The sequence below is a fragment of the Nereida sp. genome, assembly GCF_965655635.1.
In the GTDB taxonomy this organism is placed as follows: Bacteria; Pseudomonadota; Alphaproteobacteria; order Rhodobacterales; family Rhodobacteraceae; genus Nereida.
In genome coordinates, this window is the sequence record NZ_CBFHHE010000002.1 from 84,844 (window position 1) to 101,291 (window position 16,448).

At 55.2% G+C, this 16,448-nt stretch carries 14 protein-coding genes and 1 pseudogene; 6 read left to right on the forward strand and 9 right to left on the reverse strand.

The window, feature by feature from the left end:
- Positions 1-329, forward strand: a pseudogene (locus ACTF5M_RS01165) (hypothetical protein); the annotation flags it as partial.
- On the opposite strand, the gene ACTF5M_RS01170 reads toward ACTF5M_RS01165, so the two are convergent.
- Complete coding sequence (locus ACTF5M_RS01170) at positions 326-1,792, reverse strand: cobyric acid synthase (protein WP_438959283.1); 1,467 nt, start codon at positions 1,790-1,792, stop codon at positions 326-328. The pseudogene ACTF5M_RS01165 and the gene ACTF5M_RS01170 overlap by 4 nt on opposite strands.
- Positions 1,793-1,844: 52 nt before the next feature.
- On the opposite strand from ACTF5M_RS01170, the gene ACTF5M_RS01175 reads away from it, so the two are divergent.
- Positions 1,845-2,417, forward strand: a complete 573-nt coding sequence (locus tag ACTF5M_RS01175) for a cobalamin biosynthesis protein CobQ (RefSeq protein ID WP_438959284.1) — start codon at positions 1,845-1,847, stop codon at positions 2,415-2,417.
- A gap of 104 nt (positions 2,418-2,521) precedes the next feature.
- On the opposite strand, the gene ACTF5M_RS01180 is transcribed toward ACTF5M_RS01175, so the two are convergent.
- Complete coding sequence (locus ACTF5M_RS01180; RefSeq protein ID WP_048598313.1) at positions 2,522-2,839, reverse strand: DUF6280 family protein; 318 nt, start codon at positions 2,837-2,839, stop codon at positions 2,522-2,524.
- Between the two features lie 212 nt (positions 2,840-3,051).
- Here ACTF5M_RS01180 and efp point away from each other — a divergent pair, with 212 nt between their 5' ends.
- Positions 3,052-3,615, forward strand: coding sequence for an elongation factor P (efp, locus tag ACTF5M_RS01185; protein WP_438959285.1), 564 nt, complete (start codon positions 3,052-3,054; stop codon positions 3,613-3,615).
- Here the strand turns inward: efp and ygfZ are convergent.
- Both ygfZ and ACTF5M_RS01195 read right to left on the reverse strand, forming a co-directional pair.
- Positions 3,612-4,340 (reverse strand): CAF17-like 4Fe-4S cluster assembly/insertion protein YgfZ, encoded by a 729-nt coding sequence (gene ygfZ, locus ACTF5M_RS01190; protein WP_438959286.1) that lies wholly within the window; start codon positions 4,338-4,340, stop codon positions 3,612-3,614. The two genes, efp and ygfZ, sit on opposite strands and share 4 nt — an antisense overlap.
- 19 nt (positions 4,341-4,359) lie before the next feature.
- On the reverse strand, positions 4,360-6,267 hold the full coding sequence (locus tag ACTF5M_RS01195; protein WP_438959287.1) for an ABC transporter ATP-binding protein: 1,908 nt from the start codon (positions 6,265-6,267) through the stop codon (positions 4,360-4,362).
- 155 nt (positions 6,268-6,422) lie between these two features.
- Between ACTF5M_RS01195 and ACTF5M_RS01200 the strand changes: the two genes are divergently transcribed.
- The gene (locus ACTF5M_RS01200; RefSeq protein ID WP_438959288.1) at positions 6,423-7,619 is read left to right on the forward strand and encodes a pyridoxal-phosphate-dependent aminotransferase family protein; all 1,197 of its coding nucleotides are present in this window, start codon (positions 6,423-6,425) and stop codon (positions 7,617-7,619) included.
- Between the two features lie 23 nt (positions 7,620-7,642).
- Here the strand turns inward: ACTF5M_RS01200 and ACTF5M_RS01205 are convergent, their stop codons facing one another.
- From ACTF5M_RS01205 to ACTF5M_RS01215, 3 genes are all read right to left on the reverse strand, one after another.
- Positions 7,643-7,840: a hypothetical protein gene (locus ACTF5M_RS01205; protein ID WP_438959289.1), complete on the reverse strand. Its 198-nt coding sequence runs from the start codon at positions 7,838-7,840 to the stop codon at positions 7,643-7,645.
- Positions 7,841-7,914: 74 nt separating this feature from the next.
- A complete protein-coding gene (locus tag ACTF5M_RS01210) occupies positions 7,915-9,015 on the reverse strand; it encodes a pyridoxal phosphate-dependent aminotransferase (RefSeq protein WP_438959290.1) in 1,101 nt (366 codons plus the stop codon).
- A 44-nt stretch (positions 9,016-9,059) separates the two neighbouring features.
- The gene (locus ACTF5M_RS01215; RefSeq protein ID WP_438959291.1) at positions 9,060-11,951 is read right to left on the reverse strand and encodes a valine--tRNA ligase; all 2,892 of its coding nucleotides are present in this window, start codon (positions 11,949-11,951) and stop codon (positions 9,060-9,062) included.
- A 257-nt stretch (positions 11,952-12,208) separates the two neighbouring features.
- On the opposite strand from ACTF5M_RS01215, the gene ACTF5M_RS01220 reads away from it, so the two are divergent.
- Positions 12,209-13,192: a DUF2235 domain-containing protein gene (locus tag ACTF5M_RS01220; protein WP_438959292.1), complete on the forward strand. Its 984-nt coding sequence runs from the start codon at positions 12,209-12,211 to the stop codon at positions 13,190-13,192.
- Here the strand turns inward: ACTF5M_RS01220 and metF are convergent.
- On the reverse strand, positions 13,158-14,024 hold the full coding sequence (gene metF / locus ACTF5M_RS01225) for a methylenetetrahydrofolate reductase [NAD(P)H] (protein ID WP_438959293.1): 867 nt from the start codon (positions 14,022-14,024) through the stop codon (positions 13,158-13,160). The genes ACTF5M_RS01220 and metF overlap by 35 nt on opposite strands.
- A gap of 87 nt (positions 14,025-14,111) precedes the next feature.
- On the opposite strand from metF, the gene ACTF5M_RS01230 reads away from it, so the two are divergent.
- Positions 14,112-15,017, forward strand: a complete 906-nt coding sequence (locus tag ACTF5M_RS01230; RefSeq protein WP_438959294.1) for a LysR family transcriptional regulator — start codon at positions 14,112-14,114, stop codon at positions 15,015-15,017.
- Positions 15,018-15,023: 6 nt separating this feature from the next.
- Here the strand turns inward: ACTF5M_RS01230 and ACTF5M_RS01235 are convergent, their stop codons facing one another.
- Positions 15,024-16,439, reverse strand: coding sequence for a pyridoxal phosphate-dependent decarboxylase family protein (locus ACTF5M_RS01235; protein WP_438959295.1), 1,416 nt, complete (start codon positions 16,437-16,439; stop codon positions 15,024-15,026).
- Between the last annotated feature and the right edge of the window lie 9 nt (positions 16,440-16,448).

Here is a 16,448-nt window from a genome sequence, read left to right on the forward strand (position 1 = left end):
TCGTGGCGTTTTTTACCGGTGACGCAAAATCCCCGGCGTCTCAGGTGCCTCCATATGAGGATCAAGAAGCTGAGGCGGCGCTTTTGTCGGATGCGGACCTGTCATCAATCGTGGCGGATGAGGTTGGTCCGGAAACTTCGGCAAATTCAGCTGAAGACGAAAACATGTTCCAAGAGCATGTTATGGATGAAGATGCTCTGCGCGAGTTGATCGGTAAACTTGTCCGTGAGGAGCTTCAAGGCGAGTTGGGTGAGCAGATCAGCCGTAATGTCCGAAAACTGGTACGGCGCGAAATTCACCGCGCAATGGCAAGTATCGATCTAGATTAGGCCGTAGGTCTGCGTACATCAGCGGCGCATGCCAACAAAGCGTCAATATCCATATGCTTTTCTAGGTGATCAGCAAGCGCATCAAGTGTGGCCTCTACATCGCCTTGATAATCGAGCTGTCGGGACGTGACGCCTAATTCTGCAAGGTACGCTGCGCGAAATTTATCTGCTGCAAAAAGGCCATGCAGATAACACCCTTTGATCCTGCCATTCGCGGATGCGGCCCCCTCAGAGCGCCCATCTAGGGTCAACCACGCAGCGTCGCAGTCTTTGCCTGTCGTTTTGCCTAAGTGGATTTCATACCCATCAACGGGCTGGCCGGATGCTGTGTGAAACCCGGATGATAAGCTAAGGCGTTTTTGGGGGTGCATGACCGTTTCAATGTCAAGCAGACCCAGCCCATCGACGGAACAAGCCGGTCCCTCAATGCCATCGGGATCATGGATTTTGGTCCCCAACATCTGATAACCACCGCAAATACCCAACACATGACCACCACGCCGCACATGGGCCTGCAGATCTATGTCCCAACCTTGTTGCTTGAAATGGGCCAGATCGGCGATCGTTGATTTACTGCCCGGTATCAAAACCAGCTGCGCATCAGCGGGCAGGGGGCGTCCGGCCTCAATGATTTCAACTGTGATGTCCGGCTCGGATGATAGCGGGTCCAGATCGTCAAAATTTGCAATGCGGCCAAGGCGCGGCACGGCAATTTTGAACGCCCCACCGGTTCGGCTGGCAACATCCATCACGTCTTCGGCAGGTAGTTTCCAAGCATCGGCAAACCAAGGGCTTACGCCCAACGACGTCCAGCCCGTGTGATCTATGATTGCAGTTAGCCCCTCATCAAACAGGCTCGTATCGCCTCGAAACTTGTTGATGCCGAAGGCCTTAATCCGTGCGCGATCTTCTGAGGGTAGCACCACATGGGTGCCGACCAGTTGGGCAATAACGCCGCCGCGATCAATGTCACCGATCAGGGCGACGGGAACCCCTGCGGCTTCGGCAAAGCCCATGTTGGCAATGTCGCCCGCGCGCAAGTTCACCTCCGCAGGTGAGCCTGCGCCTTCGATGATTACCAGATCGGTGGTGCTTGCGAGACGGTGAAAGCTTTCAAGGACGGCATGCATAAGCTTGGGCTTTGCTTCAGCGTAATCACGCGCTTTGAGTGTGGCAACACGCTCGCCTTGTACGATAACTTGCGCGCCAATGTCGGTTTCGGGCTTGAGCAAAACGGGATTCATATCCGTGTGTGGGGCCACGCCACAAGCCATTGCTTGAAGCGCTTGGGCGCGGCCGATTTCGCCTCCATCTTCAGTGACAGCGGCGTTGTTGGACATGTTCTGCGGCTTGAACGGGCGAACGCTCATGCCGCGCCGCACGCACGCACGCGCGATGCCAGCCACCAAGATCGACTTGCCCACATTTGAGCCGGCACCTTGTATCATGATTGCTTTTGTCATTGTGCCCCCTCGCGTTACCTGTGTTTACATTGACCCGCAGCGGAGGGCCACGATGAACACACCGGCACATCTGATTTTTGGACTTGCGGTATTTGGGCGCTCGAACGCGTCACGGGTCACGGCTGCCGCATTAGCCGGGGCGCTGATCCCTGATGCATCGCTCTATGTGATGGCGGGGTGGTCACTGTTTGTTATGGGAATTGATGCACGCATTGTGTTCGGCGAGCTTTATTTTTCCGACCTCTGGCAAGCCGTTTTTCGCGTCGATAACAGTTTTATCTTGTGGGGGGCTGGCTTTGTTGCGGCGCTTTGGTGGCGGCTGGATTGGGCAATTGGTCTTTGCGGCGCGGCTCTTTTACATCTGCTGTTTGATTTTCCGCTGCATCATGATGACGGGCGCGCGCATTTCTGGCCCCTAACGGATTGGATTTACCAAAGTCCGCTCAGCTATTGGGATCGCAATCATTATGCTGGGATTGTCGCGCCGATTGAAATGGGGATGAGCCTGATTGCAGGCGCCTTCATCGTAAGACGTTTTTGGGGCAGTAAATTGATCGTCGGCTTGAGTGGTGTTTTGATGGCTGCACATGTTGTGCCTGGATTGATCTGGGCGTTTGTATTTTAGCCTTAGGGTAACCGGAGCAGTCGCGATAAAATACGTACAAAAAATGCGCCCTAAATCTTAGGACGCATTCTATTAATTCGTTTGCAGTGAGTTTCGCAGCACGCTTAAGCGGCTTCTGCCTGTGCTGCGTTGCGACGCTCGCTTTCTTCACGGCTAAGTGCCACGGATGTCCGTACGCCCTTGCCAACAAAGTCCATCAAACCTTCGACAACACGTTCGTTCGGATCAATACCTGCGCAGCTTAGAACCTCGCGGCCGTCACGTGAACGTGCCCAACGGGCGATTTGGTCTGGACCATTTCCGTATTTCTTGTCATCAGCGATCGCATCGTCCAATGCGGCCAGCACCACCGCTGCAAACAGCTTGCGTGCGCGGTTGCCTTGTTCGTTGTTAAATGCAGTGCCATCAACGAAATCTTGCATCTCGTCTCCTAAATACAGTTGGTCTTGTTATCGACGTCGGGTCGTTATGGACCATTCAATGCGATTCGGGGAAGTATTTTTTGCATGGCTGTCATGATGAAAACGTATGGCTTTTTACTGAATTGTAATAATCGGCCCTTGCTTGCCAGCTTCCGTTACCAAGGATATAGGCGCTGTTAATAGTATATCAACACTTGCGGGACATCCGACCAATGCCAAAAATTAACGGAAATGAGATCAGACCAGGTAATGTTTTGGAACATAACGGCGGGCTTTGGGCCGCTGTGAAAGTAGACCATGTGAAGCCAGGTAAGGGCGGTGCTTTTGCTCAGGTTGAGATGAAGAACCTTCGAAATGGCTCAAAGCTTAACGAGCGTTTTCGCAGTGCCGACAAAGTTGAGCGCGTCCGCCTTGAGCAAAAAGACCAGCAGTTCCTTTTTGAAAGCGACGGCATGCTGACGTTCATGGACACTGAGAGTTATGAGCAGATTGAACTGCCCGCAGATATTTTGGGCGAGCGCCGCGCATTCTTGCAAGACGGCATGACCATCGTCATCGAATACCACGAAGCCGAAGCGCTTAACGCAACGCTGCCACAAAAGGTGGTGTGCAAAGTGGTTGAGACAGAGCCAGTCGTTAAAGGTCAGACAGCCGCAAACAGCTTTAAGCCAGCGGTTCTGGATAACGGTTTCAAAGTAATGGTACCGCCGTTTGTTGGCCAGGACGAAGACATCGTCGTGAACACAGAAACGATGGAATACGCAGAGCGCGCCTAATCGACAACGGTGAGGGCGGTTTCATCTGCCCTCATCCCTTCGGCGCGGTCAAATCTGATGTGCGCCAGTCCCAAGTTCCCCGACACTGAATAGAGATGGCCCACGGGCTTGCCGTCTTTGGTGATGGGGGTGTAGGCCTTTGCGCTGCCGTCATGGGCGACTTTCACGAGGCCCTTTTTCAGTTCAGTCTTATGCTTCATCCGCGCGCAAATTTCCTGCCCGACAAAACATCCCTTTTTGAAATCGATCCCGTTTAGGCGTTCAAACCCCGCCTCAAGAATGTAGGTGTCAGGCGTCAGCTCAATCCCCGTTTGCGGCACGGCCAAACGTACGTTTAGGGATGAAAGCGCGTCCGCTGCGACTGCTGAAGGCGCGCTGCTATCGCTTGCGGCGCTATAAGCACGGTTGGGTAATTCAGGGTGGCGCGGATCAGCATGGCCGCTGCCAAGCGATACGGACAGATCACCTTGCGCAATGGCCACATCCGCACGCAATTTGTACATGTTCAGCCGCGTGAACAGCAGGCTGGCGTGGGTACTAGCCACATCAAGTAACACTTGCTCCGCGTCATTGAGCAAGAAGAAATCGGCAACGAACTTACCCTGCGCGGTCAACAGTGCCGCATATGTGAGCGGGCTCTGTGCATCAAATGAATTGGTGATGAGGCCTGCTAGAAAGCTATGACGGTCAGGCCCTTTGATTGTAAAAACGGTGCGGTCGGTCATGGTTTATGCCTACAGTTAATTATGTTGAGCGGCGGAACAGGTTAGTCAGTGACGTCCAGATGCTTGGTGCCTCTTCGGTCTCGGACGGGGTACTGAGATACGGTGCGCGGTGCACTGTTTTGCCGTCTTTGAATTGCGCAGCATGAAGGGCGGCATATGCCCCACCAAGCGCCATCAGCGCCCCGTGGCTGCCTTCCTCAACGACGCGCCCTCGGTCCATCACCACAATCTTGTCGGCGTTTTGAATTGTGGACAAGCGATGCGCGATCACAAGTGTTGTGCGGCCTTTTGAAAGCTTCTCAAGCGCATCTTGGACCAGTTTTTCTGATTGGGTGTCGAGAGCGGATGTAGCCTCGTCCAACAGCAAGATCGGCGTGTCGCGCAAAAGTGCGCGCGCGATCGCGACACGCTGTCGTTGTCCGCCAGAAAGGGCTGACCCCCGTGGACCAGCGGGGGTATCAATGCCCTGTTCAAGCTTGGGCAAAAACGCACTGACGTGGGCCGCATCAAGGGCAGCAGCAAGCTGTTCGTCCGTGACGTCGCCCTGACCTAACAAAATGTTTTCGCGGATTGTTTCATCAAAGAGCAGCGCGTCTTGGGTCACCACGGAATAGAGCGAGCGTAGCGCGTTGATGTCAAATTGAGTAATGTCTGTGTCGCCCAACATGACTTGACCGGCGCTTGGGTCATTGAGGCGAGTCAGCAAGTTGAACACAGTCGATTTGCCCGCGCCAGATGCGCCTACCAGCGCGGTCGTTTGGCCTGCAACAGCGGTAAAGCTTGCGCCCTGCAAAACTGGATGATCGCCGTAGCTAAGATGCACGTCGCGTAGGATAATGTCGCCGGTTTCTGCAGGTAGCGGGGTTACGGAAACTGGCGCTTTGATCTGATCCGGCGTGGTTTCAAACAACTCTTTGAGGCGTTCAATCCCCGCCGCAGCCGTTTGCCAGATACCTGCAAGACCGGCCAAGCGGCGCAGGGGCTCAAACGCAAATCCCATGGCCGTAAAGAACGACATGAACTCACCGATGGTCTTTTCGCCCGAGATGATGTCGCTCGCGCCGTAAACCAGTACGGCGAAAAAGCCGATGCCTGCCACCAAATCCGCAAGACCAGACATCATCGCACGGCCAATCGCGGCTTGCACCTCAACGCGGACACGTTTCGAGATCAGTCCGGTGTAGCGGTCATCTTGATACGTCTCCAAGCGGTTCAGCTTGATGGGGGCCATGCCGTGGAAAATTTCATCAAGCCGCGTCGACATAGAGGCCGCAACATCGCGGGCATTTGTGGCTTTGCGCCGCACAAACCGCTGCATCAGTTGGCTTGGCAGGATCATAAGCGGCAGCCCGATTAGGGTGACAAGCGTCCAGACCCAATCGATGGACAGTACCACAACCAAAAGCGCCACAAGGGTCACTGCATCACGGCCAGCACCGGTAATCAGCGCCATCCAGACTTGGTTCACGCCTTGCACATCGCCTTGCACACGCTCAATCAGGTATCCCGGTGGGTTTTTCTGATGAAATCCCATGTCGAGGCTCATCAGGTGACGCGCCATATCAGATTTAATGGTGCCTTCGGTCTTTTGGGCGATGCGCGTAAGGATCGCGCGTTGGCCAACAGTTGTGATGGCACGAACTGCAAAAATGCCAAAAATTACTCCGCCTACGACGTAAGCAGCACTTTTGTTACCGCCCACAAACACTGTGTCGAACATCGGCTGCAGCATATACGACAACAGCCCCAGCATGGAGCCTTCGATGGCCATAAAGATCAACGCGATGATCAGCCAGCCCGTATGCGGACGCAAAAACCGTGTCCAAAGCCAGTTAAAAAGCGCGCGGTCCGTAAGGGTGCGAGGCGTGCCCGCAGCAACAAGGCTTTGCGCGGCTAGATCAGTTGGAGGAGGGGATCTTTCGGTCACTGTCGTTGCGCACTTTCAGTTAGGCAGGGCAGATGCGTAACCTACGGTCTATTCTGGCAAACAGGTTGGCGCAAGGGTCACGAATTGACCAACACGCATCGGCGGTCTAGCTCTAGGCCATCGGAACAGATCCGAGCTTTTCAAGGATATTTACAATGACATCGCTTGCCCACGGTCGCCACTACCTCGCCATTCCTGGTCCCTCTGTTATGCCGGACCGGGTGTTGCAGGCGATGCACCGCCCGTCGCCCAACATTTATGAGGGCGAACTGATTGAGATCACTGAAACACTTCCCGCAGATCTCAAGGCGATGGCGCGGACCAAGCATCACGTGGCGATGTATATCGGGAACGGCCATGCCGCGTGGGAGGCTGCTTTGTTCAACACGCTTTCGGCAGGTAATGAGGTGATCGTCATCATGACCGGACTGTTCGCTAATGGCTGGGCGGATATGGCCAAGGCGATGGGCGTCACCGCGCATGTTCTGGATTTCGGCAGACGCAGCAGTTTTGATCCCGCCCGTGTCGCCGAGGCTCTTGTGGCGACACCTCAGGCCAAAGCGGTCTTAATGGTGCACGTTGATACATCGACCTCAGTCAAAAACGACGTGTTTGCCGTGCGTGCTTTGATGGATGAGGCGGGCAGTGATGCGCTGTTAATGGTGGATTGTATCGCTAGTTTTGGCTGTGATGATTTCCGCATGGACGAGTGGGGCGTCGATGTGATGGTCGCGGGTTGTCAAAAGGGCCTGATGGTGCCGGCGGGGATGAGTTTTGTTTTCTACAGCGACAAAGCCGATGGCATCCGCGAAACGAACGGATGCCTGTCGCGCTATTGGGATTGGCGCCCGCGCACGAACCCAGAGCTTTTCTATCTGCATTGGTGCGGCACAGCCCCGACGCATCATATTTATGGATTGCGCGAAGCGTTGGATATTATCAACGAAGAAGGCTATGAGAACGTATTGGCGCGGCACCGTGTATTGGCCGAAGCCGTTTGGGCCGCGTTTGAGTGTTGGTCCCAAGACGGCCCGCTTGAGTTGAACATCGCAGATCGTGCGCTGCGCAGTCACGCGGTAACAACATTGCGCACCGGCGCCCCGCACGCGACGACCCTGCGAAATTGGGTGAGCGCAAATGCGGGTCTTACGCTTGGTATCGGGTTGGGCATGGCAACTGAGGACGATCCAAAGTCAGACGGTTTCTTCCGTGTCGGTCACATGGGTCACGTGAATGCGCAAATGATTTTGGGTGCGTTGGGCATAATTCAAACAGGGCTTGTAGCCACTGGCTTGCCCCATGGGCACGGAGCACTTGAAGCTGCGACGCGCGTTCTGGCGGGGCAGGGATAAAAGCACAGGATGTTTAAAGGTTTTCAGGCGCGTTTTTTGATTTTTTGTGGAATGCGCCTGATGATTAACAGGTCAAAACTGTAGGCAAAGAGCATCACGCCAACAGCACCCCAGATGGTGTAGATGGCGAAGATCGCCATAAATAGCAGCGCGCCAAAACTCCATAGGAACGGCTTTGTGTAACGCTCTGCACGGTCAGACACGGGTTTTCGATAAGACATACTCTGCACGCTAGAAGCCAATGGTTAAACATAACTTTATGGCGGCAAAGCTAACAGGCAAGAATTAATTCAAATTACGCCAACTTCGCCATAGTCGCTGCAAATGCCTTTTCAAATGCGTCCATGGCATCTTTCGGGCCGCAGGACACGCGGATGGCACGGCTTTGTGGGGCCACGGCGGGCTTGCGCACGAAGATGCCGCGTTCGAGTAATTCGTTCATCACCCTGACTGCGAAAGCCTCGTCACGGCCGCAATCAATTGCCACAAAATTGGTATGTGAGGGCAGACAGGTAAGCCCGTGCGCGCGAGCTGTGTCAGCGATGCGCGCCTTGGATGCTTCGATTTGCGCTACTGTTTGCTTTAGATAGCTTTGGTCTTGCAATGCGGCTAGCGCACCAGCCATCCCGACCCGCGACATCCCGAAATGGTTTCGCACTTTGTTGAATGCGGCGATGACATCAGGCGCGCCAAGTGCGTAGCCGACCCGTACACCGGCAAGCCCATAAGCCTTTGAAAATGTGCGCATCCGAACGACATTCGGGGTATTGGCATCAATCTGCGGCAGGTCATGATGGGTGTCTGCATATGCTTCGTCGAGCACCAAAAGAACGCCTACTGGAATGTCTTTAATGGCTGCCTCAATCACTTTTGCACTATGTGCCGTACCCATCGGATTGTCGGGGTTTGAGAGATACATCAGCTTGGTGCGCGGGGTCTGTTGCGCTTTTGCCCATAGGGCAGGGATGTCTTCATGGTCGTCTTGGTATGGCACTGTCGCCAATGTGCCGCCAAATCCTACAACATGATAATTGAAAGTGGGGTAGGCCCCAAGCGACGTGACCGCATGGTCACCTTCAGTAATTGTGAGACGCACTAGATTGGCCAAAAGACCGTCGATGCCTTCACCGATCATGATGTGATCTGGGCTGACGCTGTGAAACTCAGCCAAAGCGTGTTTCAGCTCATGCGCCTCTGGATCGGCGTATTGCCAAGCCTCAGTTGCTGCGTGCTGCATAGCCGCAATAGCTTTGGTTGAGGGGCCAAAGGCAGACTCGTTTGCGCCAAGCCGCGCGGTAAAGGCCTCACCACGGGCGCGTTCCTGCGCCTCTGGCCCAACAAAAGGGACCGAGGCCGGCAACTCACGGGCGAGCGGCGTCAGAAAATCATTGCTCATGTTCAATACCTTTCCTTGCCGCCCGAAGGCCCGTGAGTGCCTGCCTAAATCTCGGCCAAGCGGGCCAAAGCTGCGCGTACAATCTCTGCCTCGCCTTGACGCTCTGACAGGTTCGCTTTGGCTTCTTCAACCACTTCCGCAGGTGCGGATTGTGCGAACTTTGGATTGTTGACGCGGCCCTCGAGCCCTTTGATTTCCTTCTCAAGCTTGAGCAGGTTTTTGGATAGGCGGGCGTTTTCTTTGTCCACGTCGATAATGTCTTTGAGCGGCAGCGCAAAGCTTGATGCACCTGCGTTCACAGAGATCGCCCCTTTGGGTGTCTCGGCTGCGTTAGACAGGTTATCGATCCGCGCAAGACGTTTGATCATTGCCTCATTGGCGGTGTAGGCCGCCCGCGCTGCCGGATCGATATTGATCGCGAGAACCGGAATATAGAGGCCCGCAGGCACGTTCATTTGCGCGCGTGCGGAACGGACTGCGTCGATGAAAGAGATCACCCAGTTCAGTTCTTCATCCGCTGCCGGATCCACAAGGTCCGCGCCGTAGCTTGGCCATTCTGCATGGACCAACATGGATGTGCGGTCGTCTGATGTGCCCCAAAGTTCTTCGGTGACATAAGGCATAATGGGATGCAGAAGGATCAAACACTGATCCAAAACCCATGCCATGGTCGCTTGGGTTTCGGCTTTGTGCGTATCATCATCGCCCTGCAAAAGCGGCTTTGACAGCTCCACGTACCAATCACAAACCTTGCCCCACACAAATGCATAAAGCGCATTTGCCGCATCGTTAAAGCGGTAAGCTTCAAGCGCTGCGTTCACGTCTGCAAACACTTTGGCCGTCTCACCAATGATCCAGCGGTTGACTGCGGCGGTGGGCTCTGGACGCATGCCGTTGCTGCCCACAGCGCCGTTCATTTCGGCAAAGCGGTGGGCGTTCCAGATTTTGGTGCCAAAGTTACGGTAGCCCGCGATGCGCTGCATATCGAGTTTCAGCACCCCGCCCAGAGACGCCATCGCCGCATTGGCAAAACGCAACGCATCGGCGCCGTATTCGTCAATGATGTCAATTGGGTCGATCACGTTGCCGGTGGTTTTCGACATCTTCTTTCCTTGGGCATCGCGTACGAGACCGTGCAGATAGACTGTGTCGAACGGAATGTCGTTCACCACGGACATTTGCATCATCATCATTCGGGCAACCCAGAAGAACAGAATATCTGTACCAGTAATCAGCGTTGATGTGGGGTGGTAGCGCGCCAGTTCTGCGGTTTGTTCCGGCCAGCCAAGTGTGCCGATTGGCCAAAGGCCGGACGAAAACCATGTGTCCAGAACATCGGGATCACGGGTCAGCTTTACACCGTCACCTGCAAGTGCTTGGGCCTCTACTTCGGTTGCCGCGCAGTACTGATTGCCGTCGCCGTCAAACCAAACGGGGATCTGGTGTCCCCACCACAACTGCCGCGAGATGCACCAAGGTTCGATGTTCTCGAGCCAGTGGAAGTATACTTTCTCTTCGCTCTTGGGCAAAATTGTCGTGCGGCCGTCACGCACAGCATCAAGGGCGGGGCCCACGATTTTCGACGCATCAACAAACCATTGATCCGTCAACATAGGTTCCATCACCACTTTGGAGCGGTCACAGAAGGGCTGCATGATCGGCTTGTTCTCAACAAGTGGCACGCTTCGGGTTGCCTCGTTGCCGTCCTCATCTGTGAAGGTCTCTTGGGTCATCACGGCCAAACCTTCGGCTGTGATGTTGGCGATCACTTTCTTACGGGCCTCAAACCGATCAAGGCCGCGGTAATCATCGGGGACAAGGTTCATCGCGGCAATTTTCGCCTCGTCGAAGTCTTCCTCGCCGCGCGCAATGCGCAAAGCCGTTGCGGCTTCCTCGGCATAGCTGCGGCCATCGGCGCGCATTGCTGCTTTGGTGTCCATCAGGTTATAAAGCGGGATGCCAGCGCGCTTTGCCACCAGATAGTCATTGGGATCGTGCGCGCCGGTGATTTTCACCGCACCAGAGCCGAAGTCCATATCGGGGTAATCATCGGTGATGATCGGGATTAAGCGACGGTGCTCTTTGGGCCCCACGGGAATTTCGCACAGCTTACCAACGATTGGCGCATAGCGTTCATCGCGCGGATTTACGGCAACAGCACCGTCCCCAAGCATTGTTTCAGGGCGCGTGGTCGCGATGGAGATATAGTCCCGCTCTTCACGCAGGATTTCGACGCCATCAGCATCTTTCTCGATGTAAGTATATGTCTCACCACCCGCCAGCGGGTATTTGAAGTGCCACATATGGCCCGCGACTTCGACGTTCTCAACCTCAAGATCAGAGATTGCCGTTTCAAAATGGGGGTCCCAGTTCACCAGACGTTTGCCGCGGTAGATCAGGCCTTTGTTATACATCTCTACGAAGACTTTGATGACAGCATCGTGAAAGTTTGGTGCGCCGTTGCCAGCTTCTGGGTCACCTTTGGCGCCGCCCATCGTGAAGGCCTCACGGTCCCAATCACAAGACGCGCCAAGACGTTTCAGCTGACCGATGATATTGCCACGTGTGCGGGTTTTTTGTTCCCAAACGCGCTTAATAAAGGCGTCACGGCCCATTTCGGCACGGGTGGGTTCGCCATTGGCGGCCATTTCACGCTCGGTAACAAGCTGGGTTGCGATACCAGCATGATCTGTGCCCGCTTGCCACAGGGTGTCGTAGCCCTGCATGCGTTTCCAGCGGATCAAGATGTCTTGCAGCGTGTTGTTAAATGCGTGCCCAACGTGCAGATTGCCTGTGACGTTGGGGGGCGGGATCACGATAGAGAACGTCTCGGGGCGAGATGCGTTCGCACCTGCTTTGAAGGCACCGCTGTCCTCCCATGCTTTGTAAAGACGCGCCTCTGCCTCGGCTGCATTGAAAGTTTTGTCCAGTGCCATCGATCTTGATCCCTTATCAGATTGGCCCTCAGATAGCCGAGCTGCGTCCCAAGGAAAAGGCCTGTGAGCAGACAACTGACCCATTGCGGCTGCGTTACGAAATATTACACTGTTTTCACGTCAGTTTGGTTGGGGTGTGATGGCCGCTTGTGCGATGGCTGGTCCAAGGAGTGCGCGTTGTGTTTAGGCGATTATTCAAGTGGATTACGCGGGGACCTGCTCCGCAGCAAATCAAGGAAGGCACGCATAGCGCCAGCGTGACCCATGTCATCATCCTTGATGGGACCATGTCATCGTTGAACCCGGGGCGTGAGACGAACGTGGGGCATGTGTTCAAACTCCTGCAAGAAGTCGGTGAAAGCCCGCAATTGTCCGTTTATTATGAGCCGGGCATCCAGTGGTATGACTGGCGCACGACGTGGGATGTCATGGTAGGCCGCGGCATCAACCGGCAAATCCGGCGGGCCTACGGGTATCTGTCTAGTCGTTACAGGGCAGGCGACAAAATTGTTCTGGTTGGGTTTTCGCGCGGAGCGTATGCTGTACGAAGTTTGGCGGGCATGGTGGAGAAAATTGGCCTTTTGCAGCGCGAACACGCAACAATGCGCAATATTCGCACGGCCTACAGGCATTACGAAAGCGGCAGTAATTCAGACGTGCGGCGCGCGTTTTCGGATGCCCATTGCCATCCAGAGACACCGATTGAGATGATTGGCGTTTGGGACACGGTCAAAGCCCTTGGGCTACGGTTGCCTCTACTGTGGCGGATCACCGAAAAGAAGCACCTGTTTCATTCTCACACGCTTGGCCAGAATGTCCGCCACGGGTTTCACGCGTTGGCGCTTGATGAGACGCGGCGGGCATATATGCCTGTCAAATGGGAGACCCGTCCGGGTTGGCGCGGTGTGCGGATGGAGCAAGTGTGGTTTCGCGGTACGCACGGTGATGTGGGCGGGCAGATTGGGGCATATGTGGCGGACCGTGGTTTGGCGAATATCCCGCTGAACTGGATGTTGGGTCACTTGGATCACTGCGGCGTGCCGTTGCCCCGTGACTGGCGTGAGCGCTTTGTAGAAAACCCTGACGCGCCTTCAACCGGAAACTGGCGTGGGTTGTCGGTGGTGTTTTTGTCCCGCAAACGTCGGCGCGTCGGGCTTGATCCGTCCGAGGCGATCCACCCGCTGGCCGTTGAGATGCGCCGCGGCATCAGGCGACTTTCTCAAGTTCGAGTCGCGGAGTAATCCCCAAAGCATGACAGACGTCCCGCGTCATTTCTGGCTTGTTCAGCGTATAGAAATGCAGCTGTTCGACGCCTTCCGTAATCAACGCATCGCACAGCTCTGTTGCCAGTGAAATTGCTAGCAGGTCGGAACGGTTGTCGCGGGTTGCTTTATCGAATGCATCATCAAGCCAGCGCGGCGTTGGCGTGCCGCAGGCGTTGGCAAAAGCGCGCACGCCCGACCATGTTTCGATCGGCAAAATGCCGGGGATGATCGGCGCAGTGATGCCCGCTGCAGCACAGTGATCGCGGAACCGCAGGAACGTGTCGGCTTCAAAGAAGAACTGCGTTAATGCGCTGTCGGCGCCTGCGTCTATTTTTCGTTTCAGCCATTCAACGTTGGCCTTCATGTCCGCGGCATCAGGATGGCAATCCGGATAAGCGCCGACGCGGATGTGCTCAACGCCTTCTGCTTTAAGCGCGCTGATCAGCTCAAGGGACGATGCAAAGCCTTCGGGGTGTGGTGTGAACTTAGCTTGGTCTTTTGGCGCGTCGCCGCGAAGTGCCACAATTTGGCGCACACCTTGATCCATGTAGGCGCGCGCAATTTCCAACGTCTCATCACGGGTTTGATCGACGCAGGTCAGATGTGCGGCTACGGTCAGGTCTGTTTGACTGCTCAGCGCACTCACGGCTTCGTGGGTAAGTTTGCGGGTTGTGCCGCCCGCCCCGTAGGTCACAGACACGAATGACGGATCAAGGGGCGCAAGGGTTTGCACGCAATCCCAAAGGCGGAACGCCGCGGGGATGGATTTGGGCGGAAAAAACTCGAAACTCACAGATGGGTTTGGCATGGTATATTCCTTTTTGGCTTGCGTTTTTGTGCCTGCGGGCATTACCTGAGACAAGTTCATAACGCTCACCATCATTATGAGGGCAGCATGCATATTGAGTTTCGCCATCTACGCACGATCAAAGCGATCCACGAAGCCGGTGGGCTGTCGGCTGCCGCGGATAGGCTCAACATTACCCAATCTGCGCTGAGCCATCAGATCAAAGGCCTCGAGGATCAAGCGCAAGTTGAGTTGTTTATCCGGCGTTCAAAGCCGTTGAAATTGTCGGCGGCGGGCATGAAGCTGTTGGGACTGGCTGAGCAAGTGTTGCCTCAGGTCGCAGCGCTTGAGGCTGAGTTTGCGGGCATTGAGCAGGGCCGCGCAGGACGTCTTCATATAGCGATCGAGTGTCACGCTTGTTTTGAGTGGTTGTTTCCGGTGCTTGAGAAATTCCGCAAAGCCTGGCCTGACGTGGATGTTGATATTTTACCCGGTTTGGCCTTTGACGCGCTTCCCGCGTTGCAAAAGGAAAAAGTTGATCTTGTTGTATCGTCAGATCCGGCGGATTTGGTTGGTGTCGATTTCACACCTCTTTTTGATTACGACGCGGTTTTTGTTGCCTCGAACCAGCACCCGCTGGCCAGCAAGCCTTTTGTCGATGCCGAGGATTTTCGCGGTGAAACTCTGATAACCTATCCTGTTGAACGCTCGCGGCTTGATGTTTTCTCACAGCTTTTGATCCCTGCAAAAGTTGAACCCGCAGAGGTCCGTCAAGCGGAACTGACGGCCGTCATCTTGTTGTTGGTTGCCTCAAATCGCGGGGTGGCGGTGTTGCCTGATTGGGTCGTGCGCGAGGTGAAATACTCGTCTGACTATGTGACGCGGCCGCTGACAGAAACAGGCATTACGCGCAGGCTTTACGCAGCCACACGTAGCAACGAGACCACGCTACCCTACATGGCTCATCTGCTAAAGCTGGCTGGCATTGAAGCGGTTAAACTTCAGCGCCAGTAGCACGATTTAACGCGCAGCGATCACTTGCGCCTCGACAGCAGCGATCACGTCGTGGATTGTTTGCGATGTGGTACGGTGGTTCACGATCGCCGCACGCAAACAGTTTTTGCCATCAACCGTCGTGGTCGAGAACACGGCATCACCAGACAGTTGCAAGGCCGCTGCGATATCAGATGCGTCACCCGCATTTGGCGTAAAAACACACAGGTTTGAGATGACAGGATGGGCGAGCGTTAGATGGGGAGAGGCCTCAACCAACTCGCCCATCAACGTAGCCTGATCACAGTTGTCGGTGATGGCGGCGCTTATTGTATCGCAGTCGTGGGTTTTGAGCGTGGTCCAGAGTTTAAGCGCGCGCATCCCGCGGCTAAGTTCGGTGCCGTAATCCGTGGGCCACCAGTCCCCCGCACCAATCCCTGCGGATTGCGCGGTCAAATATTCTGCACGATCCGAGAATGTCGCGCGGTGCAGATCATGATCACGTAGCAAACACGCGCCGCAATCGTATTGCACACCCAACCACTTGTGCCCGTCCAGCGCGATGGAATTGGCATGCTCAATACCGCTCGCAAGGACGCTTAGGCGTGGTGCGGCGATGCGGATCCAAAACCCGAAAGCCGCATCAACGTGCAACCATGTGCTATGCTCTTGGGCGATACGCGAAAGAGTGTTCAGATCATCATAAGTGCCGGTGTTCACGCTTCCGGCGGTGCCCACAATTGCCAACGGCACAATGCCAGCGGCGGTGTCTTGGTTCAGCTGTGTTTGCAGCGCGTCCGCATCCATCGCCCCGTCTTTCAAGGCGATCTGGCAAACGGCGTCCCCACCAAAGCCAAGAATTTCCATGGCCTGTTTGATGCAGCTATGTGCACCTTTGGCGATATACACACGCACTGGGGGTAAATTTTGAACGCCCGTTTTGCGGACATTTGCGCCAAACCGTGATACTTTTGCTGCAGACAGCGCATAGATTGTGGCCTGCGATGTGCCCGTGGTCAGGATGCCGCTTGCATTTTCGCCTAGTCCCGCCAAATCGGTCAGCCAGCGGATGCATTCTTTTTCAATACGGATCCCCCCATGATCGCGGCCTCCGCAGTTCGAATTCATCGCGGCCGCCACCATTTCTGAGGCCAGCCCCATGGCTTGGCCTGTGCCGTGGACCCATCCAAAGAACGCTGGATGCGTGTTGCCGGTGGAGGCGGGCATGATTGTGTCTGTCAATAAACTGGTCACATCACCGCGCGTTGGCGTGTCGAGCGATATGGCCGCGTCAAACCCATCGGGAACAGGCCGCCATGGATGGTTTCGGGCATTTTCAAGGTGATCGACGCAGGCATCAAGGACCTGATGCATCTCGGCGCGAAACGCTGTCCAGTCACTTGGGTCCATCCGGTTGCCTTCATGAAGGTTCTTGTTTGTCATGAGTTACAA

Excerpts from the sequence above, each read along its gene's own strand:
- ACTF5M_RS01170 (WP_438959283.1), bottom strand. The coding sequence starts at position 1,792 with ATGACAAAAGCAATCATGATACAAGGTGCCGGCTCAAATGTGGGCAAG.
- ACTF5M_RS01175 (WP_438959284.1), top strand. The coding sequence starts at position 1,845 with ATGAACACACCGGCACATCTGATTTTTGGACTTGCGGTATTTGGGCGC.
- ACTF5M_RS01180 (WP_048598313.1), bottom strand. The coding sequence starts at position 2,839 with ATGCAAGATTTCGTTGATGGCACTGCATTTAACAACGAACAAGGCAAC.
- efp (WP_438959285.1), top strand. The coding sequence starts at position 3,052 with ATGCCAAAAATTAACGGAAATGAGATCAGACCAGGTAATGTTTTGGAA.
- ygfZ (WP_438959286.1), bottom strand. The coding sequence starts at position 4,340 with ATGACCGACCGCACCGTTTTTACAATCAAAGGGCCTGACCGTCATAGC.
- ACTF5M_RS01200 (WP_438959288.1), top strand. The coding sequence starts at position 6,423 with ATGACATCGCTTGCCCACGGTCGCCACTACCTCGCCATTCCTGGTCCC.
- ACTF5M_RS01205 (WP_438959289.1), bottom strand. The coding sequence starts at position 7,840 with ATGTCTTATCGAAAACCCGTGTCTGACCGTGCAGAGCGTTACACAAAG.
- ACTF5M_RS01210 (WP_438959290.1), bottom strand. The coding sequence starts at position 9,015 with ATGAGCAATGATTTTCTGACGCCGCTCGCCCGTGAGTTGCCGGCCTCG.
- ACTF5M_RS01215 (WP_438959291.1), bottom strand. The coding sequence starts at position 11,951 with ATGGCACTGGACAAAACTTTCAATGCAGCCGAGGCAGAGGCGCGTCTT.
- metF (WP_438959293.1), bottom strand. The coding sequence starts at position 14,024 with ATGCCAAACCCATCTGTGAGTTTCGAGTTTTTTCCGCCCAAATCCATC.
- ACTF5M_RS01230 (WP_438959294.1), top strand. The coding sequence starts at position 14,112 with ATGCATATTGAGTTTCGCCATCTACGCACGATCAAAGCGATCCACGAA.
- ACTF5M_RS01235 (WP_438959295.1), bottom strand. The coding sequence starts at position 16,439 with ATGACAAACAAGAACCTTCATGAAGGCAACCGGATGGACCCAAGTGAC.